Origin of the sequence: Catenovulum agarivorans YM01, assembly GCF_000281085.1 — a bacterium.
Classification (GTDB): domain Bacteria; phylum Pseudomonadota; class Gammaproteobacteria; order Enterobacterales; family Alteromonadaceae; genus Catenovulum; species Catenovulum agarivorans.
This window is the reverse complement of sequence record NZ_JH767529.1, coordinates 210,253-229,985: the sequence shown is the minus strand read 5'-3', so window position 1 is coordinate 229,985 and position 19,733 is coordinate 210,253. Positions and strand designations below refer to the sequence as shown.

Here is a 19,733-nt window from a genome sequence, read left to right as displayed (position 1 = left end):
GGTTAATTACTTCTAGTTTGTTCAAATTGTTTGGCGATTAGCTGAATGAGTTGCTGCGCAAGTTCGCTTTTATCCATTTGGCCAAAAGCTTGTTGCCCATCTGGCCAGAGTACAGTGACGGCGTTTTGGTTGCTGTTAAACCCTATGCTGCTGTCGGATACGTCATTGGCGATAATCATATCTAAATTTTTGCGCTGCATTTTGCCGGTGGCATATTCAATAACATTGTTAGTTTCAGCGGCAAAACCAACGCAAAATGGCTTTTCAACTTGCTGAGCGATAGTCGCTAGAATATCTGGGTTGCGCTCTAGTTGAATACTCATTTGATGCGATGACTTTTTAATTTTTTCGGCCGCAACATCTTTTACTTTATAGTCGGCAACTGCGGCGCAGCTAATAAAAATGTCGTTTTCACTACTGGCTTGCTCAACCGCTTGCAACATTTGCTGTGCTGAAGTGACCGGAATTCGTTTAGTCCACATAGGTTCAGCTAGATTAGTCGGCCCTGAAACCAGCGTGACTTGTGCGCCCATATTGGCTGCCGCTTCAGCGAGTGCATAGCCCATTTTGCCTGAACTATGATTGCTGATGTAACGCACTGGATCGATTGCTTCTTGAGTTGGCCCCGCTGTGATTAATACCCGTCTGCCGTGTAATACTTGTGGCATAAATAAACTAGGCAAGAGTTGAATGATTTGATGTGGCTCTAACATGCGGCCCGCACCCACATCACCACAAGCTTGTTCTCCAGAACCTGGACCAAAGATAAAACGACCATCGTGCTGCAATATAGATAAATTGCGTTGGGTTGCAGGTGCTGCCCACATTTGTTGATTCATCGCTGGTGCTATCGCAACAGGTGCTTTGCTGGCTAAACAAAGTGTGGTCAATAAGTTATCAGCTAAGCCGTGCGCCAGTTTGGCCATTATATCTGCACTGGCTGGAGCTATTAATATCACATCAGCCCATTTAGCCAATTCTATATGCCCCATAGCTGCTTCGGCTGCTGGGTCGAGTAGGCTGTCTGAAACTGGGTTACCTGAGACGGCTTGCATGGTCAGTGGGGTGATAAAGGCTTTTGCGCCTTCGGTCATAACTACTCGCACATTTGCGCCCTGATCTTTTAACCTGCGGGTAAGTTCGGCGCATTTATATGCGGCAATTCCACCACTGATGCCAAGTAGGATGTTTTTGTTGGTTAAAATGCTCACAACCAAGCTCTTTTTGTTATGTTAATTGGTACTAACTATACTCTTAAAAGGCGGTATATGGCAATGTATTGTTATATATGGCCGCTTGCACAATATCTGAGTACGGAGAACAATTCTGGTGGCGCCTTTGGCTTCGGGGCAAAAAAAGCAGCCCCGAGGCATAATTTTCTAAAAACGCTGTGCGCCATCCATGGCCGCTCACAAAAGATATCCTTATCTTTTGAAGTTTTAGAAAATTAGCCATCGGATCTACTTTTATTTGACCTTCGTAGTCGCTGCTTGCGTGTCGAAGATCTAGTGCAAGTTAATAGCAATAAAATTTGTGAAGTAGGTGGATGGGAGTGTTTGGAGCAAAACTTCACAAGGAAGGGAAGCCTTGTGTGAGCGGCCCATGGACGGGCTTGAAGCGTTTTTGCGAGAAATACACCATACACCTTCTGGGCATAGTGCGCAATTCTGGCAGCGCTTTTAGTTTAGGGGTTTACAAAGTAGCCCCGAGACATAATTTTCTAAAAACGCTGTGCGCCGTCCATGGCCGCTCACAAAAGATATCCATATCTTTTGAAGTTTTAGAAAATTAGCCATCGAGTCTACTTTTGTTTGACCTTATTAGTAGCTGCTGAGTTTTATTGATTGCAAAAACTTGTATACTGCAAAAATACGAATCAAGGATAAGGATAAAAGATGAGTATAAAGGATTGGCCGGCGGAGTCGCAGCCAAGGGAAAAACTGCTTGCACATGGCGCTGATGTTTTATCGGACGCTGAATTACTCGCAATATTTCTTAGAACAGGCGTAGCTGGTATTTCAGCTGTCGACCTCGCCAGGCAACTGCTTGAACATTTTGGTAGCTTACGCTCGTTGCTAGGCGCTTCTTTAGATGATTTTAGTGCTGCTAAAGGTTTAGGTGCAGCAAAATTTTGCCAACTGCAAGCTAGTGTGGAAATGACTAAACGCTTTTTAGCGGAAAATTTGCAAAGAGGGGATGCATTAACTTCAGTTGATGCAGTTAAAAGTTACCTAAAAGCCCAGTTGCAGGATAAACATAACGAAGTATTTGCCGTGTTGTTTTTAGATAATCAACATAAGGTCATTCGTTTTGATGTTTTATTCTACGGCACTATAGATGGTGCGAGTGTTTATCCGCGTGTTGTGGTTGAACAAGCGCTGCAATATAAAGCCGCAGCTGTGATATTTAGCCATAATCATCCATCTGGTGTGGCTGAACCAAGTCATGCGGATATTCAAATTACCAACAGGCTACAACAGGCGCTTTCGCTGGTGGATATTCGGGTACTTGATCATTTTATTATTGGCGATGGTGAGCCAGTTTCATTTGCCGAGCGTGGTTTGCTTTAATTTTCGACAATTTTAATAAAATAGATTGACTAAATAGCCCCTGTCATGTATAAAATGCGCCCTCTTGAATCAAGGGTACGCAACTTATTTTGTTTCGAAGCAGCAACTTTGAAACTCAGTATTGGAGACACAGCAATGTCTAAAGTATGCCAAGTGACTGGTAAAGGTCCTATGGTTGGTAACAATCGCTCACACGCGTTAAATGCTACCAAGCGTCGCTTTTTACCAAACTTACAATCGCACCGTTTTTGGGTTGCAAGTGAGAACCGTTTTGTCAAACTGCGTGTATCCACTAAAGGTATGCGTATCATCGACAAAAAAGGTATCGATGCCGTTTTAGCAGACATCCGCTCTAGCGGTGTTAAAGTTTAAGGAATTCTGTAATGCGCGATAAAATTAGATTAGTATCTAGTGCCGGTACGGGTTTCTTTTACACGACCGACAAAAACAAAAAGAACATGCCTGGCAAGTTTGAAATCAAAAAATTTGATCCAGTTGTTCGTAAACACGTTGTTTTTAAAGAAGCTAAAATTAAATAAGCATCTTTACTGATTTTGTGTAAAAAACCCGGCTTGCCGGGTTTTTTTATGCCTAAATTTCGTTAGGCTATACTCAAATGTAGATTAATGGAGTGTCTTTATGGTTAGGTTGTCACGATCTGGTTGGAATAACGTATTGATATTCACCAGCTTGATTATGATCTTCTTGTTTAACGGTTTACACCTCAAAATGTTTTCAAGTGATGACAAGCCGGTACAACAGCTTAATCTACTTCCCGCCGACGAAATGATTTTAACTATAGATTTCCCCAACTATTCACTTGAGCGAATTGGCCGCAGTTGGCGGACCATGCCAGAATCAGACTATTCAGTTGAGCAATTACAAGTGGTAGTAGAACAATGGCAACAACTACAGGTTCAACCTATTGATGTGATGCCTAATGAGGCAAATCAATATCCAGATGTCGTAGTGAGTTTTTGGTTTGCAGGGCAAAAACAAGCTTTTGTTGTACAGATTTTTAAGCTTGCAAACACAACTGTCCTGCGCACGCCAAACGGCTTAGTTCAATTAAACCAGCCGCTAGAGCCGTTGTTGCTCTGAGGCTTTTTCTAAGCTTTGCATGTACTCCGGCGTTACTTTTAAACCAGCAATCAAAGCGCCTATTGTTTGCGTATTTTGTGTGATTGGTACTGTCATAAAAAATGAATATCTTTGGGTACTTTCGTCCCATTGCGCTGGAGTTACGCTAAAGTTGTTAGTTTCTATCGCTTTGGTGAATTTGTCTTCGTCACCCTGCCAAAAATCACTGGTAAGCGGGTATGCAGCGACCAAAGCACCGTTTGCATCGACCAACATTAATTCTGCGAAGCTATAATGTTGTGAATTAATCAAAACGCTCAGGTATTTTGCAAGCTGGTTTTGCGTTATTTGTGTTTGGCGATTTTTGTCGTTAGACCAATTCTTGTCAATTTCAATTATTTGAGCCAATGACAAGGGAGTGTCAATTCTTTGTTTAAGTAAGTCGGTTGTGACGGCTCGTTGGCTTAATTGAAATAAAATTCCGATGTGACTATCAATCAGTATTTGTTTGTATTGTTTGTTTAGCCGCTTAAGCATATCGGTATTCGCTATGCTATGCGGAAGTAGAAAGCTAAATAACAATATTAACCCCTGTAACTTTGCAGGAAACTTGTGCACTTTTACCTTATCCATTTGTCACCATAAACAAATAGTAGAGGTGTCGTGGCAAAAGTGCAATTTTGTTTAAACGGTTTTTGTTATTTTCTGTAAACCCGGTGGACAGTTAATATCAATGCCACGCGATGCTGCGATAGGGGTTAAGTCTAGATAAAACCTTTGCAACAAAGTTAGCGGCTGCAGTCTTGCGGGAATATCTTTCAGTTGACTCTGAATATTACGGATCGGCAGGTCATTATCTACAAAGCGTGTAATTTGTTGCATATGCGTTTTATACGATTCATCCGTGATAACTGTATTAAATACTTTGAGATTATGTTCGGTTAAACCGGCGGCACTGTGCATAAATTCTGCTGTACTAAAGGGTTCAGCATGAATACCGCATAAACCTTTTAATTTTAGCGCTATTTCTTTAGCGACGGCAAAACCAAAACCTCGGCCTAAAATGGCACAATGTTCAACATGGTCAAAATCTTCAGGCATTAACAATGCGGGCTGATCAATTGCTTTGCGCAAATAGTCGGGTAATTGCAGTATTTGTTTTTTCAGTTCTTTGTTATGTGACCAAGTGGCGGCAAGTTGTAGTAAGGCTGACAAAGTTGCTAAGTAGGTTTTTGTCGCTCCGACTGCTTGTTGTTCGCCCGCTTTTAACGGCAAGATCACGTCAATTTCGTCGGCGAGTGGTGAGTCTTCATCGTTGACTATAGCTACCACAAAAGCGCCAGCTTCGCGCGCCATTTTGGCTTGTTCAATAATATCTGGACTTCGACCACTTTGTGAAACAACCAAAACAAGGGACTTTTCTAAGTTAAGTTTTTGCCCATAAATGCTGGTGACCGAGGGGGCAGCACCCACGACAGGTACACCTGTCTCTGTTTCAAATAAGTATTTGGCAAAACCTGTTGCATGATCCGAAGAGCCTCGGCCAACCATATAAATGAACCTTGGTTGCATAATTTTTAGGTGGGAACCGAGTTTTTCTATCGCGTGTTCGTTTTCTTCTAATTGCTCTGCAACACGCTCAGGTGTTTCGAGTGCTTCTTGTGTAAGCAGTGAATTTGACATTGTATTGTTGTGGTATCTTTTATAGATTTGCGCAGCTTGATAGCGCAACTTTAGCAGGTTATACGTGGCTTAAAACCGCTTTTTTATACCAATTTATTCCATGTATATAGCCAAGGTTTAGTTTGTTAAACATATGTTTCATTTAAACTTAATTGCGGATTATCAATTAAAACCATAGCACCAGCGATTGGTTGATGGTCGGATAACTTAACACTGTATTGCTCTTTAAGCATTGGATAATAAAAACTGGCTAATCCACCTAACAGATAAGTTGAGCCTGATTGAACCTGGTTCAATTGCTCAATTAGCTTGGCGAGATACAGTATAGCCGTGTTGACAATAGTTAAAGCGCTGGGATCATTCTCGTGTGCTAAGCCTGTAACCAAAGGGGCTAATTCAGCGAATTGACTGGGGCTCGCTTGATACCAAAGCTGGCTCAGTTGGGTCGCGTCTGTAGTATTTGCATGCTCTGTAACTAGCGTACTTAACTGGTTATGTGTGGCTAGGTTATCTAAAACTAATAAAGTTTGTTCTATCGCTTGTCGACCTAACCAAGCACCAGAGGCTTGGTCGCCAATTTGAAAACCATAACCGCCTAATATCACTTCTGTGCTGTCATTTGTCGCAATTGCACAACTACCTGTTCCAGTAATAATGGCTTTGCCATTGCAAGATTGATTGGCAGCGTAACAGGCTAAATGTAAATCAGTGGTAAACAGAAATTTTTTGAAAGGATGTTGCCAATTAGACAGTCGTTGGCAAACTTTTGGCAAATTTACCCCAGCAAACCCACCCGCCACAGTGCAACTTTTTATCACATTTTCCGCTAAGTCAGCTTTGAGTAATAATTTCTCTATGCTTTGCACTAAATTGACAATGGCTTGGTTAAAGTCTGAAGCAAAATTACATGAGCCGCCAGTATATTCGGCAATGGCATTTTGCTGTGTTTGTTCAAACAAACGCACATGACATTTAGAGCCACCACCATCAACGGCGATTATATAGTTATCCTTCACTGGCAAATTGCTCATTAGTTTCAATTACATCTATTACTTTTTCCACACCATCCATATTACGCGCTATGGTAACGGCAATTTTTTTCTCCCGTTTAGTTAACAAACCCATCAAAAATACTTGTTGGTTTTCGGTGTAAACTTTAACTTGATGGCCATCTAGCTCTTTGTCTGCCAACATGCGGGTTTTAACCTTAGTCGTTAACCAAGCATCTTTGGCGCGTTGTGCAGCCGATGTTGGCTGAGCAATGACGATTTCATTGTAAATGTCTCTTAAATCGGTATTTTGCCCTGCAATGTCTAATACTTTATTGCGCACAAATTCGCTGGTGGCTTGACCAACTAACAGCACGTTGCGGTTGTAACTGACTACATTCACATGTGCTTGTTCGAATAAACTTGGTTCATTGTTAATTGCACGGGCGATTTTCTGCTCTATCTCATGATCAAGCACTTGGGTATCTAAATCACGTCTATCCGCTGAAACTGCGGCTGTGGTTGCTGCTGCTCCACTAAATAGGGCAATTGCACAGCCTGTTGTTTGGCTTGCTAGCAGTAAAACAAAAACAATATTTACAAAAGATTTCATATTACATACCTGGGAATAAAGTTTTTTCAATGGCATCAACAATGCTGTGAACAACCAGTTGATGTACTTCGTGGGTTCTTACTGGGCTGTCAGATGGCACTCTAATCTCTACATCGTTTGGCCCCAATAAACCAGCAATTTCACCGCCATCAGCGCCAGTTAAGGCTATGACCAACATGTCCTTAGAAAGTGCCGCTTCAATTGCGCGTAAACACACAGGTGAGTTTAAATTGCTGCTGACCACTACTAACACGTCACCTGATTGGGCAATCGCGCGTAATTGCCCGGCAAATTGTTGATAAGCTTGGTTGTCGTCACTTAATAACGAGGTTGCCATTGCATCAGCGGCCAACGCATAGGCTGGTAAACTCGGACGCTCGTGTTCTAATTTATAGTTAAGCGCATTTGCCAATATACCAGCTGTTGCATGGGCTAGGCCATCACCACAGGTTAATATCTTCTTTTCAGCTAATAAGGCTTGCAGCATGGTTTCAGCGGCTTTTTCCACTATTGGTGCTAACACATCTAGGGCGGCAATTTTTGTGTGAATACTTTCAGTAAAACTTTGTTTAATTAATTCTTGCATGGTGTATTAAAATGCTGATTTTATCCAGTTGGGTTGTGATACATCAAAATCAAAACTGACGACGTCGAAACGCATTTCAGTGTGATGTATGTTAAGCCCTTGTTGTTTTAAAAAGAACATGGCTGCTTTTTGTACTTTGCGCTGTTTCGCATAACTCACAGTGGCGGCGGCGCTGCCGTAATTATTTTGCTGGCGAAAACGCACTTCAACAAATACAAAGCAGTTATTATCTCGACAAATTAGGTCTATTTCGCCCATTTTGCAGTTAAAGTTACGCGCAATACAGTTTATGCCTTGTTTTGCGAGTAAGTTAGCTGCAGCTTGTTCGTATTGTTCACCTATTTGCCTTTTATTCATATTATTTCATAACAAGGTTTACAACTCGGCCGTTGTTAAACTTTGCCCACTTAAGTTCCCTGTGTAACTTTCCATTGTTTTCGACTGTTAATTTACCAGTCATGCCGGCAATTGTGTAACCCGGAAATACTCTCATCTGCGCTAAGTTCTCGATAAGTTGGTATGCATCAAAACCAAATGCAAAAAAGCGCGAAAGTGCATCAGTTGGGTTATCCCAAACTAATTGCATTTGGTATGCAAGTTTACTTCGGTTTGCTTGCCCAGGTAATATCCATGGCATGTCACTAAAAATAATTTCGTCTAAATCGCGTAAATCTGCATTGTTTAACGCACTGCTAAAACTTATCGAGCTTGCAAAAATAGGAATTAACTCGGCAAAAGGCGCGGTATTTACGTCTATATAAGGTTTTAAAATACGGGTTTGTGTTGGGTCTCCAACAATATAAATTACATCTATATCTTGGCGATTACGCGCATCAGCTTCAAAACCTTGTGGGTTGCCTAACAGCTGTTTTATGGTTTTTACTCTGTCTTTACTTTGTGCGGTTTCTAGTAACTTCTCTACATTAGCTTCCATTTCATCTGTATTGCTGAAAAAACCAATCGCGACTTGATGTTCTGTTTCTTCGCTGAAAATTTTGCCAAAGGCTTGGCTCATGCGTTTGCCGTAGGCATCATTTGCAGCAAGGACAATAGGTTTTTTATATCCTTGGGCAAGTATGTGTCTTGCTGCTTGCTCTGCTTCAATTTCTGGCGCGAGGGCAAAATGAAATTGCTGTGCTTCGCTTATCTGCCCTTCGGCTAAGTCATTTAAAAATAAGGTTGGGGTTAATAAATTAGCTAATTTAACTTGCTCAACATTATTTTTAAGCAGTGGGCCAATAATAAAATCGTAGTTAGCCGTTTCTTGCTGGTTTTGCAAAAACGCTTCAAAATTCAACGTATTTGTATCCAAAAACTCTATGCTAGGCGTATGGGAACGCTGTTTTTCGTAATAAGCTGCAACTATGCCTTGTTGAATGTACTGACCTTGTTTTTGGAATTTACCTGTTAGTGGTAACAAAACCGCGATATTTTGCGGTTGATAGGCTTTTACTTCTAATGCTGTTAACAAAGCTTGTGGTAATTGATTAGCCGCAGGGTGATTTGGATATTGCGCTTGCCAGTTACGTATGTTTAACAGCATGGTTGCGGGTGCATTGGCATGTGCGCGGGTAATTTGTAGTAGTTTTAACCAGCCGGTTAGTTCTGGCTGGCTTGGTTCTTGAAAATGTTTAACCGCTGTCGCTGCTAACTGGTTGATGTCAGCCCAAATCTGTTCGTTGATTGCCGGTTTTTCTTCTGCAACAACATAACTTTTCAGTGCTATCTGATTTTTTGCCGCGACTAAATAATGTTTGCTTTGCTGCGCTGATATAGCTTTCGCCTGCAAGAGGCGCTTTTCAAAACCTTGTAATTGTTCAATCTGCTCAATTAAGCTATAGGCTTGTTGATATTGTTGAAAATGAATTAAACCTTCTGCTTGAAACAGCTTCTTTTGTTTTAGAATGTATTCACTTAAATATTGGTCGTCTAGTTCACTCAATAATGCGAGCGCTTTAGTTACTTGTTGTTCTTCAAGGTAAGCATCTGCTGCACGCACATACCAAATACTTGCTTGATATTGATCTTGTGCTTGTTGCGCGCGCAATAAATAAGCGCCTGCAGTAATACGTGCAGCGACCGGCTGGCTCACTTCAGGTTTGCTTTCTATTGGTTGTGCTGTTTCTTTTGGCGTGCTGCCACAGGCGGTTAAAGCCAAAAGACAGGTAACAATTAGCGCTTTTTTTAAACCTTTGTCCATTCTTTCCTGAATAACTGTATTATCTCAATCGCATGGCGGGTATATTACTACGCCAAGAAAATAAATAACATGATATAGGTAAACTATATGCAAGATCACACTGCGCAAACAAGCGGCATTTTATACGTAGTCGCTACACCAATTGGCAACTTAGCGGATTTTACCCAAAGAGCGATTGATACTTTAAATTTGGTGGATGTGATAGCCGCTGAAGACACGCGCAATGCATATAAATTACTCCAGCATTTTTCGATAGATAAAAAATGTATTGCGTATCATGATCATAACGAAACTCAACAAGCACAATCTCTAGTTAAACAATTATTAGCTGGTGCCAATATAGGGGTAATTTCAGACGCGGGTACACCGCTAATTAATGACCCAGGTTATCGCATTGTTAAAGCCTGTCGTGAAGCTAATATCAAGGTTGTACCTATTCCTGGCGCTTGTGCGATTATCACTGCGCTTTCTGCTGCTGGCGTTGCTACCGATCAATTCTTTTTTGGTGGTTTTTTACCGGCTAAAAAACAAGCGCGCCAAGCTGCGATTGCCACAACAGCACAAACCACAGCGACCAGTGTTTTTTACGAATCAACCCATAGAATTGTCGCCTGTTTACAAGATATTCAAGCTGTATTAGGTGCAGACAAACATGTGGTGATTGCCCGTGAACTGACCAAAACCTTTGAAACTTTTATCTCTGCACCTGTGGGGGAAATTTTGCAAATTATGGCTGATGATGCCAATCAACTAAAAGGTGAATTTGTACTTGTGCTCGAGGGTAGCTCGGCACAAGCTGAAGTGGATGAAAAGTGTTTAAAACTGTTAAGGAGCTTAGTTGAATATATGCCGTTAAAAGCTGCTGCAGGTATAGTCGCGGATACTTTTGGGGTAAAGAAAAAAGCTGTATATGAGGCTGGATTAGCAATTAAATAACTTGAATCTCTAAGGCAAATCTACAAGCTGTAAACAAACTCAACAGCTTGTTTTATCGCTTTATACGCATCCATTACAGTGTTTTCTTTGGCTGCACCAACAATTTGGTAGGGGGCTGTTAGCTGAGATAAAAATTTTGGTGTGTGTGGCATTTGACCCGCACATAAAATAATTTGTTCAGCTGGCACTAATTTGTCTTTGTTGCGCACTGCTAGGTGTAATCCATCTTGGTCAATCTTCTGGTAGCTTGCACCTGAAACCACTTTAACACCAAAGTCTTTTAATTCTTGTCTGTGGATCCAAACCGTTGTTTTACCTAAACCAGTACCGGGTTTGCGTACTTTTCTTTGCGTGAGTGTTATAGAGCGAATGTTGTTTGTCGGGACTTTACTCACTAATCCACCACTTTGGTTGTTAATATCTACTCCCCAATGTTGGTAATAATTATGCGGTTTGTCTTGATGTTTGAGTGCATATAAACAGGTATCGATCGCCACACCACCAGTACCAATAATGGCAATGTTTTGTTTTAACTCTGTTTGTTCAGATAGAATCTGTTGGTAGGTAGCGACATTTTTATATTCGACCCCAGATATTTCAGGTATTACAGGCGCGCTGCCTGTGGCGATAATGACTTGTTGGTAGGCGTTTAATTCTTCAGCTTCTACCTGATAGTTAAGTTTAACTTCAACATTGCTGTGTTTTAGCATATTGGCAAAATAACTGAGTAACAGTTTGAAGTCTTCTTTGCCTGGCACATTGGCCGCATAATTGAGTTGTCCACCTAGTTGACCAGATTTTTCAAACAAACACACTTGGTGTCCGAGTTGGGCCGCGGTAATGGCTGACATAATGCCAGCCGGTCCAGCGCCTACTACTGCCAACTTGAGTTTACTAGTACAGCTTTTATTAAATAGTGTTTCGTGACCAGCTAATGGGTTGACCAAACAACTGGCGACTTTATTTTCAAAAATTCTATCTAAACAAGCTTGGTTACAGGCAATGCAAGGGGAGATCAGCTGGCTTTGCCCTGCAGCTGCTTTATTGACAAATTCACTGTCGGCTAGGAAAGGGCGCGCCAGCGAAACAAAGTCTGCTTGTTGCTGCTGTAAAATTTGCTCTGCAAGTTCAGGGGTATTAATGCGGTTACAAGCAACTATTGGAATATTTATATGTTGTTTTAGTGTGGCCGTGGGCGCAACGAAAGCAGCCGGTGGCACGACACCCGCGATGGTTGGAATACGCGATTCATGCCAGCCAATGCCAGAATTGAGTATATCAACACCTGCTTGCTCTAGTTGTTTTGCCAGCTCAATCACTTCAGAAAACGGACTGCCTTGTTCAACCAAATCAATTAATGAAAGGCGGAAAATTATTAAAAAATCTTTGTGACAGCTAGCTTTTACCCGTTTAACAATGTCTAATGCAAAGCGCATGCGCTTGGTTAAATTACCACCCCAATCATCGCTTCTTTGATTGGTTTTGGCACAGATAAATTGGTTAATTAAATAACCCTCAGAGCCCATTATTTCAACGCCGTGGTAACCGGCTTGCTCGGCGAGTTTGGCACAGTTTACAAAGTCGTCTATTTGTTGATTTATTTGTTGCTCAGTCAACTCGGCTGGCTCAAACGGGATCATCGGCGCTTGTAATTTACTCGGCGCAACTATATCGGGATGATAACCATAGCGCCCTGCATGCAATATTTGCATGCAAATTTTACAATCGAATTGGCTGACCGCTTGAGTTATTTTCTGGTGTTGTTCAATTTGCTCTGGCTGATCAAACACCACGCGGTTAGGCGCGAGAATACCTGCTTTGTTTGGTGATACACCACCTGTGATAATTAATCCTACCCCACCTTTGGCACGGGCTTGATAAAAAGCGGCTAAACGGTCAAATCCTTCATCTTGCTCTTCAAGATTGGTGTGCATTGAGCCCATGATCACTCGGTTTTTAAGTTGCACTGAGCCAATTTGATAACTTGAAAAAAGATGAGGATATTGCATTTTTGCCATTAAACAGTGTCGAAAAGCCGTAGTTTATACCCAAATACCGGTTCGATACTAGCCCCACTGGGGATGGATAAGTTGATCCAAATCAGACTGTTTTGTAATATTCGTCTGCATAAATTTTTGGGGGATAAAAATGAGTTTGGCATTTAACATCGAGCGCTGTGCTGCTTGGTTGCCTGGGGTGGAAACCCCGCAGGATTTTACTGCATGGGCAAAAAACACAAAAAAAATAGACATAGAAAATGCAGTGATGCCAGCTTTAAAACAAGTGCCAGCCATGCAAAGACGTAGGTTAAGCCCTTATGCAAAAATCACTTTAGCAACCACATTAGATGTATGTGCTGAGTTATCATCTGAGCATATAGATACGGTTTTTTCATCGCGCCACGGCGACCTTCAACGCACTGCTTTATTGATCGAAAATGTGGCTGAGCAAGAGGGTTTGTCGCCCACTCAGTTTGGTTTATCGGTACACAATGCTGTGGCTGGTTTGTACAGCATATTCACTAAAAACAAAGCGCCGATGACAGCAGTAGCCGCTGGTGAACAGAGCTTTATTACTGGTTTAATTGATGCTGCGTGCAAGCTCAAAGCAAATAACTTAGAGCGTATTTTGTACGTTTACTCTGACTATGATATCCCTGAATATTACAAGCCTTATGTGCAAAGTGGTGAGTGCGCTTGTTCAGTTGCGTTATTATTAAGTGCAACCGCTGGTACAGCTTGTGAATTAGTACAAACAGAACAAGTTAGTGAAGATGATTGCTACCAGCCTTTGGCATTTTTAGCCAGCTATTTTGGTGATTCGACTGAATGTAAACTGAATTCTGGTCGTTCAATTTGGACATTAAACATTGGCAAATAATAATTACAAGGGCCAAAGATGTTGTATGCGTACAGAGTATTAGCGACCGGCAGTGCTTTTTTATTTTTTAATTTAGGTGGGGTGATTTTAACCTTAACTGTATTTCCAATTATTCGCTTATGTACGCCCAAAGGGGCGACTCGAATCAAATTTACCCGCAAAATGATCCACTATATCTTTAAAGGTTTTGTGAGTTATATGCGTTTTATGCGTATTATTTCTTTAGATGTCACTCATGTTGAGAGACTTAAACAAGCGAAAGGAAAGGTTGTTATCGCCAACCATCCATCGTTAATTGATGTAGTTGTGTTAATTTCGTTATTAGAAAATGCAGATTGTGTGGTAAAATCCGCGCTTTGGCGCGCGCCCTTTATTGGTGGGGTCGTCAGGAGTGCGGGTTATATAACAAACGACACAGATCCCGAAGTTTTTATTCAAGCTTGCAAAGACTCATTGTCGGCAGGTGCAAACCTAGTAGTGTTCCCTGAAGGAACAAGAACTACACCAGGGAAATTACCTAGCTTTAAACGAGGGGCAGGTAATATTGCGGTAAGAACCAATGCAGACTTTTTGCCTGTATTGATATATGTGTCGCCAACTACACTAACTAAAGGTGAATCTTGGTATCAAGTTAGCCCAACACGTGTGCACGTAAAGTTAGTGGTTTTACCTGAGTATCAGGTTGAAGATTATAGCCAAACGGATAGTGATGCTAAATCAGTTCGTTTGTTAACAAAAGACATTGAAAAATATATTAGAAAGGAAATGCAAGCGCATGGCTGATTTAAATCTAGAAGTAAAAGAATTAATTATCGAAGCCTTAGACCTAGAAGATATTACGCCTGAAGATATTGAAGACGATGCTCCATTATTTGTTGATGGGTTAGGCTTAGACTCAATTGATGCTCTTGAATTGGGTGTTGCGATTAAAAAAGCTTACGATGTAAAAATCGACGGTAATTCAGAAGAAAGTAAAAAACATTTTTATTCGGTAAATTCTTTATGTGAGTTTATCCGTAGCTGTCAATAAGTGGTTAGAACAAATGAATCAACAACAAATTTTTTCAATGGTTAAAGACATTCTGGTCAATGAGTTTGAAATTGATCCAGAAGACATTACCGAAGAGGTTAACATCTATCAAGATTTGGATATCGACAGCATAGACGCGGTAGATTTAATGGTTAAGTTAAGAGCAGCAACGGGTCAATCAATTGAACCTGAAAGCTTTAAACAAGTGCGTACCATTAATGATTTGATAGAAGTTTTACATAAACTATTAAATTAACCTTCAATGATAGTGCGAGCAATATTGGCGATAATTCTGCTCGCCTATCCATTTTTAGTATATTTTGGTATTCAGAGTATTTCGGCGCAATGGATTTGCCTACTTATGTTGGTGCTTGTTGTCACAAGATACCGTCTATTTAAAACCTCTGGTAAAAACACTCCTCCCGCATTAAAACTTGCAACTATCAGTGCCGTTATCTTATTTGCACTCGGTGGTTTGTTTGATTCTCAATGGGCATTAAAATTTTATCCCGTGGTTATCAATTTAAGCTTGGCTGCTGTTTTTTTATATTCATTGTATAAACCGCCAGCGGTTATTACGCTTATCGCGCAGCTAAAAGAAAAAGCCACTCCGAGTATGCTCAGCTATACGACTAAAGTGACACAAGTTTGGAGTGGATTTTTCCTGATAAATGCAAGCGTCGCAGCGTGGACGATCTTTTATCAACAGGGGCAATATTGGCTAATCTATAACGGCTTTTTATCATATTTGCTCTGTGGTTTGTTGTTTGCAATTGAATGGATTGTACGAATTCAGTACAAAAAGCGTCATGAAACAGAAGTTAATCCTTAACCCTCAACAATTTAAATTTGCCGCAGCAGGTGAAAGCAGCCAGTTATGGATGCAATACTATCAGGCTAGCCGCAAGTTAATCCAAGCTAGCCCAGCCGACACTTGGCTATTGTTTAATAAAGACTCTTTTAAATTTTCAGCCTGCATATTTGCGCTGATTACTGAACACAAACGTATTGTGTTGCCTCCGAGCAATCAAGCGAGCAAAGTGAGCGAAATTGTTGAGCTGACAGGTGCAACTACTTTTAATTCTGCGCAATTACAACTAGAGCAAAACAGCAGTCAAATAAGCGACATTGAATTACCGCTTGATGCGCAAATTGATTTTTTTACCTCTGGTTCGACTGGTTCGGCTAAATGTATTCATAAAAGCTTTAATCAGTTAGTCACAGAAGTTAAAACGCTTGAACAAACTTTCAGCCATTCACCACAACAAATTTGTGTTGTTTCAACTGTTTCTCATCAACACATTTATGGCATGCTGTTCAAATTATTGTGGCCGTTAGTTTGTGGACATAAATTATTGAGCCAAACTTATGAATACCCAGAGCATATGGTTAATGCGGTGGCTGATATTCAGCAGAAGCTTGTGTTGATTACCAGCCCAGCGCATATTCATAGGCTGGTTGCTGACAATGTTTTATCTGCGGTTGCAGACAAGTTCTTGCAGATTTTTTCCTCTGGTGGCCCACTCGATATGCAGAAAAACCTAGCGTTTTCAGAGCCTATGTCTTGCCGTGTCACTGAAGTATTTGGTAGTACAGAAACGGGTGGTATTGCTTGGCGTCAGTATGATGGCAGTGAGCATAGTGCTTTGTGGCAGCCGTTTGCTGGTGTTGAAGTGTGTGCAAATCAAGCAGAACAAAGGCTGGTGGTTAACTCACCTTATATTGTCCAACCACACTATTTAACTGACGATAGAATCGAGCTTGTTGACGGGCAAAAATTTAAATTATTAGGCCGAGTTGATCGTGTTGTTAAAATTGAAGAAAAGCGTGTCAGCTTAGATGATTTACAACAAAAACTAGCAGCCAGCAGCTATTTTAATGACGTTTACGTGTTGCCAATACAGTCAAAAAATCGCCAACAACTTGCAGCTGTGATGGTTTTAACAGAGCAAGGCTGCAAAGAATTAACTGAGCTAGGCAAGTTTAAGTTTGACCAACAGCTTCGTCGATATCTACAACAATGGTTTGAACCTGTAGTGACACCAAAAAAATTTAGATATATAGACGCATTACCTTATAATGCGCAGGGCAAATTAAATAAACAACAAATGGAATCGTATTTTGACTGATTTTGTATACAAGGCAGAGCTGCTTTCACAAAAGGTTACTGAGCAACAGGTCGATTTGAAATTGCGTGTACCGGCTAATTTATATTATTTTCAGGGGCATTTTAACTCAGCTCCTATTTTACCGGGCGTGGTGCAAACCCATTGGGTAATGCAATATTTAGCTGAATTTTTTGCGGCAGATGTCAAAACCTTTCAGGGTTTTTCCAACTTAAAGTTTCAAATTATTGTGCAGCCAGAATACGTATTAGACTTAACCTTAAAGCAAATAAAACCGAATAAATATAGCTTTAGTTATCAGTCGGAGCATGGCCAACATGCATCAGGTAAGGTGCAGTTTGGCGAATGAGTAACTTCTGTTTTGTTATCCCCAATTACAACCATCACCTAGTTATTGAACAAACAATAGCTGACTTGCAGCGTTTTGAGCTGCCGATTATTTTAGTTGACGATGGTAGTGATCAGCAAACGAAACAAGTGCTTGCACGAGTTGCAGAGCGTTTTGCCAATGTTACTTTGCATATTCGTACCGAAAATGGTGGCAAAGGTGCTGCAGTACATGACGGTTTAGTGTTGGCGGCTAAGTTAGGTTATAGTCATGCGGTACAAGTAGACGCAGATGGCCAACACAACTTAGCTGACATAGACAGATTAATTGAATTGGCTAAACAAAAGCCGCAAGCTTTAATCAGTGGCCAGCCTGTTTACGATGACTCCATTTCGAAAGGGCGCTTATACGGCCGTTATTTCACTCATATTTGGGTACATATTGAAACCTTGTCGTTAAAAATTAAAGATTCAATGTGTGGATTTAGAGTATACCCTCTTGCCGCATATAGTCAGTTAGTTGACAAAGTCAACTTGGGCAAACGTATGGACTATGACATTGAAGTTATGGTGCGTTTGTATTGGCAAGGTTGTGATGTAGAGTTTTTGCCAACCAAAGTTATTTACCCTGAAAATGGCGTATCTCACTTTAACGTATGGCGCGATAATGTATTGATTTCAAAAATGCATACACGATTATTTTTTGGCATGTTAATACGCATCCCGCAGTTAATTATGCGCAAGTTTAAAGGTTAGTCATGGCAGAAAAAGCACTTCACTGGTCCAAAATGAAAGAGCGCGGCAGTTTTGCCGGTATCCAAGTATTGGTGTGGATTTATCAAATTTTGGGTAAAAGTTTTTTCAAAATTTGTTTTTTCCCAGTGATGTTGTACTTCTACTTAACCGGTGGACGCGCACGTAAAGCAATTCAAGACTATTGGCAGCAAGTGGAAATCACCCAAGGTGGCCAGCGCAGTGGTTATTGGCAAACGCACAAACATGCATTTAAACTATTTTTGCAATTTGGTTTTGCCATAGTTGACAAGTTTGACGCTTGGTTAGGCAAAATTGGCTTAGACGACATCGAGATAGCTGATCATGCCGCTTTCACTGATTTAACCAGTGCTGGTGGTGCTGTCGTGTTAAGTAGCCATTTAGGTAACATGGAAATTTGCCGGGCAATTTTCAGTTGTGGTGCTAATAAGAAAAAACTCAATGTTATTACCTACAATGAGCATGCGCCGTCATTTAATAATTTCTTAAAAAAAGTAAACCCTGAAGCCGCAATTAACTTTGTTCACATCAATGATTTTGGTCCTGATGACACAATTAAACTTAAACAAAAAATAGAAGATGGTGAAGTTGTGGTTATTTTTGCGGACCGAACTTCAGTGAACAATCCAGAAAGTGTCCAGTATGTGCCATTTTTATCCAAGGATGCGCCAATTGCTGTGGGTCCTTTTGCACTGGCTACTATTATGGAATGTCCGGTATTTTTCATGAGTTGTATTAAAAATGCTCAGTCTGGTAGATATACAACTTATATTGAGCGGTTTGCCGAACCAACTAAGGTAAAACGCAAAGAGCGAGCGGCGTATTTCCAAGCGTTAATGGAAAAATATACCAGCCGTTTAACCTATTATTGCTTAAAAGCACCATATCAATGGTATAACTTTTTTGACTTTTGGACGGTCAGTGTTCAAGCAGACGAAGACAAAAAGCCAAACCATAAAAAATAAGTATTGGAGTACTATCAGTGAATACTGAAACAAAGAATATCGAGTTTGGGGCACAACGAATTTCAATTGAAGATATTGTTAATATCGCTTTTAAATCGGCACCTGCAAAGTTATCAAGTGATGCGACTTTTGCGAAAAAAATTGACGCTGGTGTGGCCTTTTTAGACAAACTATTAAAAGAAGAAGGGCACATTTATGGTGTAACAACAGGTTATGGTGACTCATGTACTGTTGATGTGCCTTTGTCTTTGGTAGAAGAATTACCAATGCACTTAACCCGTTTCCATGGCTGTGGTTTAGGTGACTTTTTCGACCACGAGCAAGGACGTGCAATAGTAGCCAGCCGTTTGGTATCACTTTCACAAGGTTATTCAGGCGTTAGTTGGGACTTACTTAACTTATTGGTTGAAATGTTAAACCAAGACATTATTCCAGTGATCCCACAAGAAGGTTCGGTCGGTGCTTCGGGTGACTTAACACCACTATCATACGTGGCAGGTGCATTAATTGGTGAGCGTGATGTTTATTACCAAGGTGAGGTAATGAAGTCGGCTGAAGCTTTTGCTAAAGCAGGTTTAAAACCAATTAAACTGCGTCCAAAAGAAGGTTTAGCTATTATGAATGGCACAGCTGTAATGACAGCTGTGGCTTGTTTAGCTTTCGACCGCGCTGAATATTTATCTAAGTTAATGACGCGTGTTACCGCAATGGCTAGCCTTGCATTAAAAGGTAACAGCAATCACTTTGATGATATTTTGTTTAGTGTTAAACCGCACCAAGGTCAGCAACAAATTGCCAGCTGGATCCAACACGATTTAAATCATCACAAACATCCACGCAATTCACATCGCTTACAAGATAGATATTCAATTCGCTGTGCACCGCACGTGATCGGTGTATTACAAGATTCATTGCCATGGTTTAAACAATTAATCGAAAACGAATTAAACAGTGCTAACGACAACCCTATTATT

At 40.8% G+C, this 19,733-nt stretch carries 24 protein-coding genes; 15 read left to right on the top strand and 9 right to left on the bottom strand.

What is annotated here, in order from left to right; genetic code table 11:
- Positions 1 to 2: 2 nt before the first annotated feature.
- Entirely contained in the window at positions 3 to 1,211 is a 1,209-nt protein-coding gene (gene coaBC, locus WSC_RS0113330) for a bifunctional phosphopantothenoylcysteine decarboxylase/phosphopantothenate--cysteine ligase CoaBC (protein ID WP_016956435.1), read from the bottom strand.
- A gap of 684 nt (positions 1,212 to 1,895) precedes the next feature.
- Here coaBC and radC point away from each other — a divergent pair.
- From radC to WSC_RS22785, 4 genes are all read left to right on the top strand, one after another.
- A complete protein-coding gene (radC, locus tag WSC_RS0113315; RefSeq protein WP_016956432.1) occupies positions 1,896 to 2,570 on the top strand; it encodes a RadC family protein in 675 nt (224 codons plus the stop codon).
- Between the two features lie 135 nt (positions 2,571 to 2,705).
- Positions 2,706 to 2,942, top strand: a complete 237-nt coding sequence (gene rpmB, locus WSC_RS0113310; RefSeq protein ID WP_026016844.1) for a 50S ribosomal protein L28 — start codon at positions 2,706 to 2,708, stop codon at positions 2,940 to 2,942.
- Between the two features lie 11 nt (positions 2,943 to 2,953).
- A complete protein-coding gene (gene rpmG, locus WSC_RS0113305) occupies positions 2,954 to 3,109 on the top strand; it encodes a 50S ribosomal protein L33 (protein ID WP_016956430.1) in 156 nt (51 codons plus the stop codon).
- Between the two features lie 100 nt (positions 3,110 to 3,209).
- On the top strand, positions 3,210 to 3,671 hold the full coding sequence (locus tag WSC_RS22785; RefSeq protein WP_016956429.1) for a hypothetical protein: 462 nt from the start codon (positions 3,210 to 3,212) through the stop codon (positions 3,669 to 3,671).
- On the opposite strand, the gene WSC_RS24220 is transcribed toward WSC_RS22785, so the two are convergent.
- The 7 genes from WSC_RS24220 to WSC_RS0113265 form a co-directional block, all read right to left on the bottom strand.
- Positions 3,651 to 4,283 (bottom strand): PDC sensor domain-containing protein, encoded by a 633-nt coding sequence (locus WSC_RS24220; RefSeq protein WP_016956428.1) that lies wholly within the window; start codon positions 4,281 to 4,283, stop codon positions 3,651 to 3,653. The genes WSC_RS22785 and WSC_RS24220 overlap by 21 nt on opposite strands.
- Positions 4,284 to 4,334: 51 nt before the next feature.
- Positions 4,335 to 5,333, bottom strand: a complete 999-nt coding sequence (gene nagB-II, locus WSC_RS0113290) for a glucosamine-6-phosphate deaminase NagB-II (protein ID WP_026016843.1) — start codon at positions 5,331 to 5,333, stop codon at positions 4,335 to 4,337.
- A 125-nt stretch (positions 5,334 to 5,458) separates the two neighbouring features.
- On the bottom strand, positions 5,459 to 6,349 hold the full coding sequence (locus WSC_RS24215) for a glucosamine kinase nucleotide-binding domain-containing protein (RefSeq protein ID WP_157447284.1): 891 nt from the start codon (positions 6,347 to 6,349) through the stop codon (positions 5,459 to 5,461).
- Positions 6,339 to 6,935, bottom strand: coding sequence for a BON domain-containing protein (locus WSC_RS0113280; RefSeq protein WP_016956425.1), 597 nt, complete (start codon positions 6,933 to 6,935; stop codon positions 6,339 to 6,341). The genes WSC_RS24215 and WSC_RS0113280 overlap by 11 nt, the downstream gene beginning before the upstream one ends.
- 1 nt (position 6,936) lies before the next feature.
- Positions 6,937 to 7,521 (bottom strand): D-sedoheptulose-7-phosphate isomerase, encoded by a 585-nt coding sequence (locus WSC_RS0113275; RefSeq protein WP_016956424.1) that lies wholly within the window; start codon positions 7,519 to 7,521, stop codon positions 6,937 to 6,939.
- 6 nt (positions 7,522 to 7,527) lie between these two features.
- Positions 7,528 to 7,878, bottom strand: a complete 351-nt coding sequence (locus WSC_RS0113270) for a YraN family protein (protein ID WP_016956423.1) — start codon at positions 7,876 to 7,878, stop codon at positions 7,528 to 7,530.
- Between the two features lies 1 nt (position 7,879).
- Positions 7,880 to 9,721, bottom strand: coding sequence for a penicillin-binding protein activator (locus WSC_RS0113265; protein ID WP_016956422.1), 1,842 nt, complete (start codon positions 9,719 to 9,721; stop codon positions 7,880 to 7,882).
- Between the two features lie 87 nt (positions 9,722 to 9,808).
- Here WSC_RS0113265 and rsmI point away from each other — a divergent pair, with 87 nt between their 5' ends.
- Positions 9,809 to 10,657 carry a 16S rRNA (cytidine(1402)-2'-O)-methyltransferase gene (rsmI, locus tag WSC_RS0113260; protein WP_016956421.1) on the top strand — a complete coding sequence of 283 codons (849 nt, stop codon included), beginning with the start codon at positions 9,809 to 9,811 and terminating at the stop codon, positions 10,655 to 10,657.
- Between the two features lie 20 nt (positions 10,658 to 10,677).
- On the opposite strand, the gene WSC_RS0113255 is transcribed toward rsmI, so the two are convergent.
- Complete coding sequence (locus WSC_RS0113255) at positions 10,678 to 12,666, bottom strand: oxidoreductase (RefSeq protein WP_040394545.1); 1,989 nt, start codon at positions 12,664 to 12,666, stop codon at positions 10,678 to 10,680.
- Between the two features lie 139 nt (positions 12,667 to 12,805).
- On the opposite strand from WSC_RS0113255, the gene WSC_RS22770 reads away from it, so the two are divergent.
- The 10 genes from WSC_RS22770 to WSC_RS25310 form a co-directional block, all read left to right on the top strand.
- Positions 12,806 to 13,537 carry a beta-ketoacyl synthase chain length factor gene (locus WSC_RS22770; protein WP_016956419.1) on the top strand — a complete coding sequence of 244 codons (732 nt, stop codon included), beginning with the start codon at positions 12,806 to 12,808 and terminating at the stop codon, positions 13,535 to 13,537.
- Positions 13,538 to 13,555: 18 nt separating this feature from the next.
- A complete protein-coding gene (locus tag WSC_RS0113245) occupies positions 13,556 to 14,320 on the top strand; it encodes a lysophospholipid acyltransferase family protein (protein WP_016956418.1) in 765 nt (254 codons plus the stop codon).
- Positions 14,313 to 14,567: a phosphopantetheine-binding protein gene (locus WSC_RS0113240; RefSeq protein WP_016956417.1), complete on the top strand. Its 255-nt coding sequence runs from the start codon at positions 14,313 to 14,315 to the stop codon at positions 14,565 to 14,567. The genes WSC_RS0113245 and WSC_RS0113240 overlap by 8 nt, the downstream gene beginning before the upstream one ends.
- A 13-nt stretch (positions 14,568 to 14,580) precedes the next feature.
- Positions 14,581 to 14,823, top strand: coding sequence for an acyl carrier protein (locus WSC_RS0113235; RefSeq protein ID WP_016956416.1), 243 nt, complete (start codon positions 14,581 to 14,583; stop codon positions 14,821 to 14,823).
- Positions 14,824 to 14,928: 105 nt separating this feature from the next.
- Positions 14,929 to 15,399, top strand: coding sequence for a COG4648 family protein (locus WSC_RS0113230; RefSeq protein WP_016956415.1), 471 nt, complete (start codon positions 14,929 to 14,931; stop codon positions 15,397 to 15,399).
- On the top strand, positions 15,377 to 16,696 hold the full coding sequence (locus WSC_RS0113225) for an AMP-binding protein (RefSeq protein WP_016956414.1): 1,320 nt from the start codon (positions 15,377 to 15,379) through the stop codon (positions 16,694 to 16,696). The genes WSC_RS0113230 and WSC_RS0113225 overlap by 23 nt, the downstream gene beginning before the upstream one ends.
- Entirely contained in the window at positions 16,689 to 17,042 is a 354-nt protein-coding gene (locus tag WSC_RS0113220; RefSeq protein ID WP_016956413.1) for an ApeI family dehydratase, read from the top strand. Before WSC_RS0113225 ends, WSC_RS0113220 begins: the two co-directional genes overlap by 8 nt.
- Positions 17,039 to 17,776 (top strand): glycosyltransferase family 2 protein, encoded by a 738-nt coding sequence (locus tag WSC_RS0113215; RefSeq protein WP_016956412.1) that lies wholly within the window; start codon positions 17,039 to 17,041, stop codon positions 17,774 to 17,776. The genes WSC_RS0113220 and WSC_RS0113215 overlap by 4 nt, the downstream gene beginning before the upstream one ends.
- 2 nt (positions 17,777 to 17,778) lie before the next feature.
- Entirely contained in the window at positions 17,779 to 18,759 is a 981-nt protein-coding gene (locus WSC_RS0113210; RefSeq protein ID WP_016956411.1) for an LpxL/LpxP family acyltransferase, read from the top strand.
- A 17-nt stretch (positions 18,760 to 18,776) separates the two neighbouring features.
- Positions 18,777 to 19,733 (top strand): HAL/PAL/TAL family ammonia-lyase (locus WSC_RS25310; protein WP_040394491.1); only part of this gene is annotated, 957 nt, incomplete at its 3' end.

Bases quoted from the DNA above. Each gene is read 5' to 3' on its own strand.
- radC (WP_016956432.1), top strand. From the start codon at position 1,896: ATGAGTATAAAGGATTGGCCGGCGGAGTCGCAGCCAAGGGAAAAACTG.
- rpmB (WP_026016844.1), top strand. From the start codon at position 2,706: ATGTCTAAAGTATGCCAAGTGACTGGTAAAGGTCCTATGGTTGGTAAC.
- rpmG (WP_016956430.1), top strand. From the start codon at position 2,954: ATGCGCGATAAAATTAGATTAGTATCTAGTGCCGGTACGGGTTTCTTT.
- WSC_RS22785 (WP_016956429.1), top strand. From the start codon at position 3,210: ATGGTTAGGTTGTCACGATCTGGTTGGAATAACGTATTGATATTCACC.
- WSC_RS24220 (WP_016956428.1), bottom strand. From the start codon at position 4,283: ATGGATAAGGTAAAAGTGCACAAGTTTCCTGCAAAGTTACAGGGGTTA.
- nagB-II (WP_026016843.1), bottom strand. From the start codon at position 5,333: ATGTCAAATTCACTGCTTACACAAGAAGCACTCGAAACACCTGAGCGT.
- WSC_RS0113280 (WP_016956425.1), bottom strand. From the start codon at position 6,935: ATGAAATCTTTTGTAAATATTGTTTTTGTTTTACTGCTAGCAAGCCAA.
- WSC_RS0113275 (WP_016956424.1), bottom strand. From the start codon at position 7,521: ATGCAAGAATTAATTAAACAAAGTTTTACTGAAAGTATTCACACAAAA.
- WSC_RS0113270 (WP_016956423.1), bottom strand. From the start codon at position 7,878: ATGAATAAAAGGCAAATAGGTGAACAATACGAACAAGCTGCAGCTAAC.
- WSC_RS0113265 (WP_016956422.1), bottom strand. From the start codon at position 9,721: ATGGACAAAGGTTTAAAAAAAGCGCTAATTGTTACCTGTCTTTTGGCT.
- rsmI (WP_016956421.1), top strand. From the start codon at position 9,809: ATGCAAGATCACACTGCGCAAACAAGCGGCATTTTATACGTAGTCGCT.
- WSC_RS0113255 (WP_040394545.1), bottom strand. From the start codon at position 12,666: ATGCAATATCCTCATCTTTTTTCAAGTTATCAAATTGGCTCAGTGCAA.
- WSC_RS22770 (WP_016956419.1), top strand. From the start codon at position 12,806: ATGAGTTTGGCATTTAACATCGAGCGCTGTGCTGCTTGGTTGCCTGGG.
- WSC_RS0113245 (WP_016956418.1), top strand. From the start codon at position 13,556: ATGTTGTATGCGTACAGAGTATTAGCGACCGGCAGTGCTTTTTTATTT.
- WSC_RS0113240 (WP_016956417.1), top strand. From the start codon at position 14,313: ATGGCTGATTTAAATCTAGAAGTAAAAGAATTAATTATCGAAGCCTTA.
- WSC_RS0113235 (WP_016956416.1), top strand. From the start codon at position 14,581: ATGAATCAACAACAAATTTTTTCAATGGTTAAAGACATTCTGGTCAAT.
- WSC_RS0113230 (WP_016956415.1), top strand. From the start codon at position 14,929: ATGTTGGTGCTTGTTGTCACAAGATACCGTCTATTTAAAACCTCTGGT.
- WSC_RS0113225 (WP_016956414.1), top strand. From the start codon at position 15,377: ATGAAACAGAAGTTAATCCTTAACCCTCAACAATTTAAATTTGCCGCA.
- WSC_RS0113215 (WP_016956412.1), top strand. From the start codon at position 17,039: ATGAGTAACTTCTGTTTTGTTATCCCCAATTACAACCATCACCTAGTT.
- WSC_RS0113210 (WP_016956411.1), top strand. From the start codon at position 17,779: ATGGCAGAAAAAGCACTTCACTGGTCCAAAATGAAAGAGCGCGGCAGT.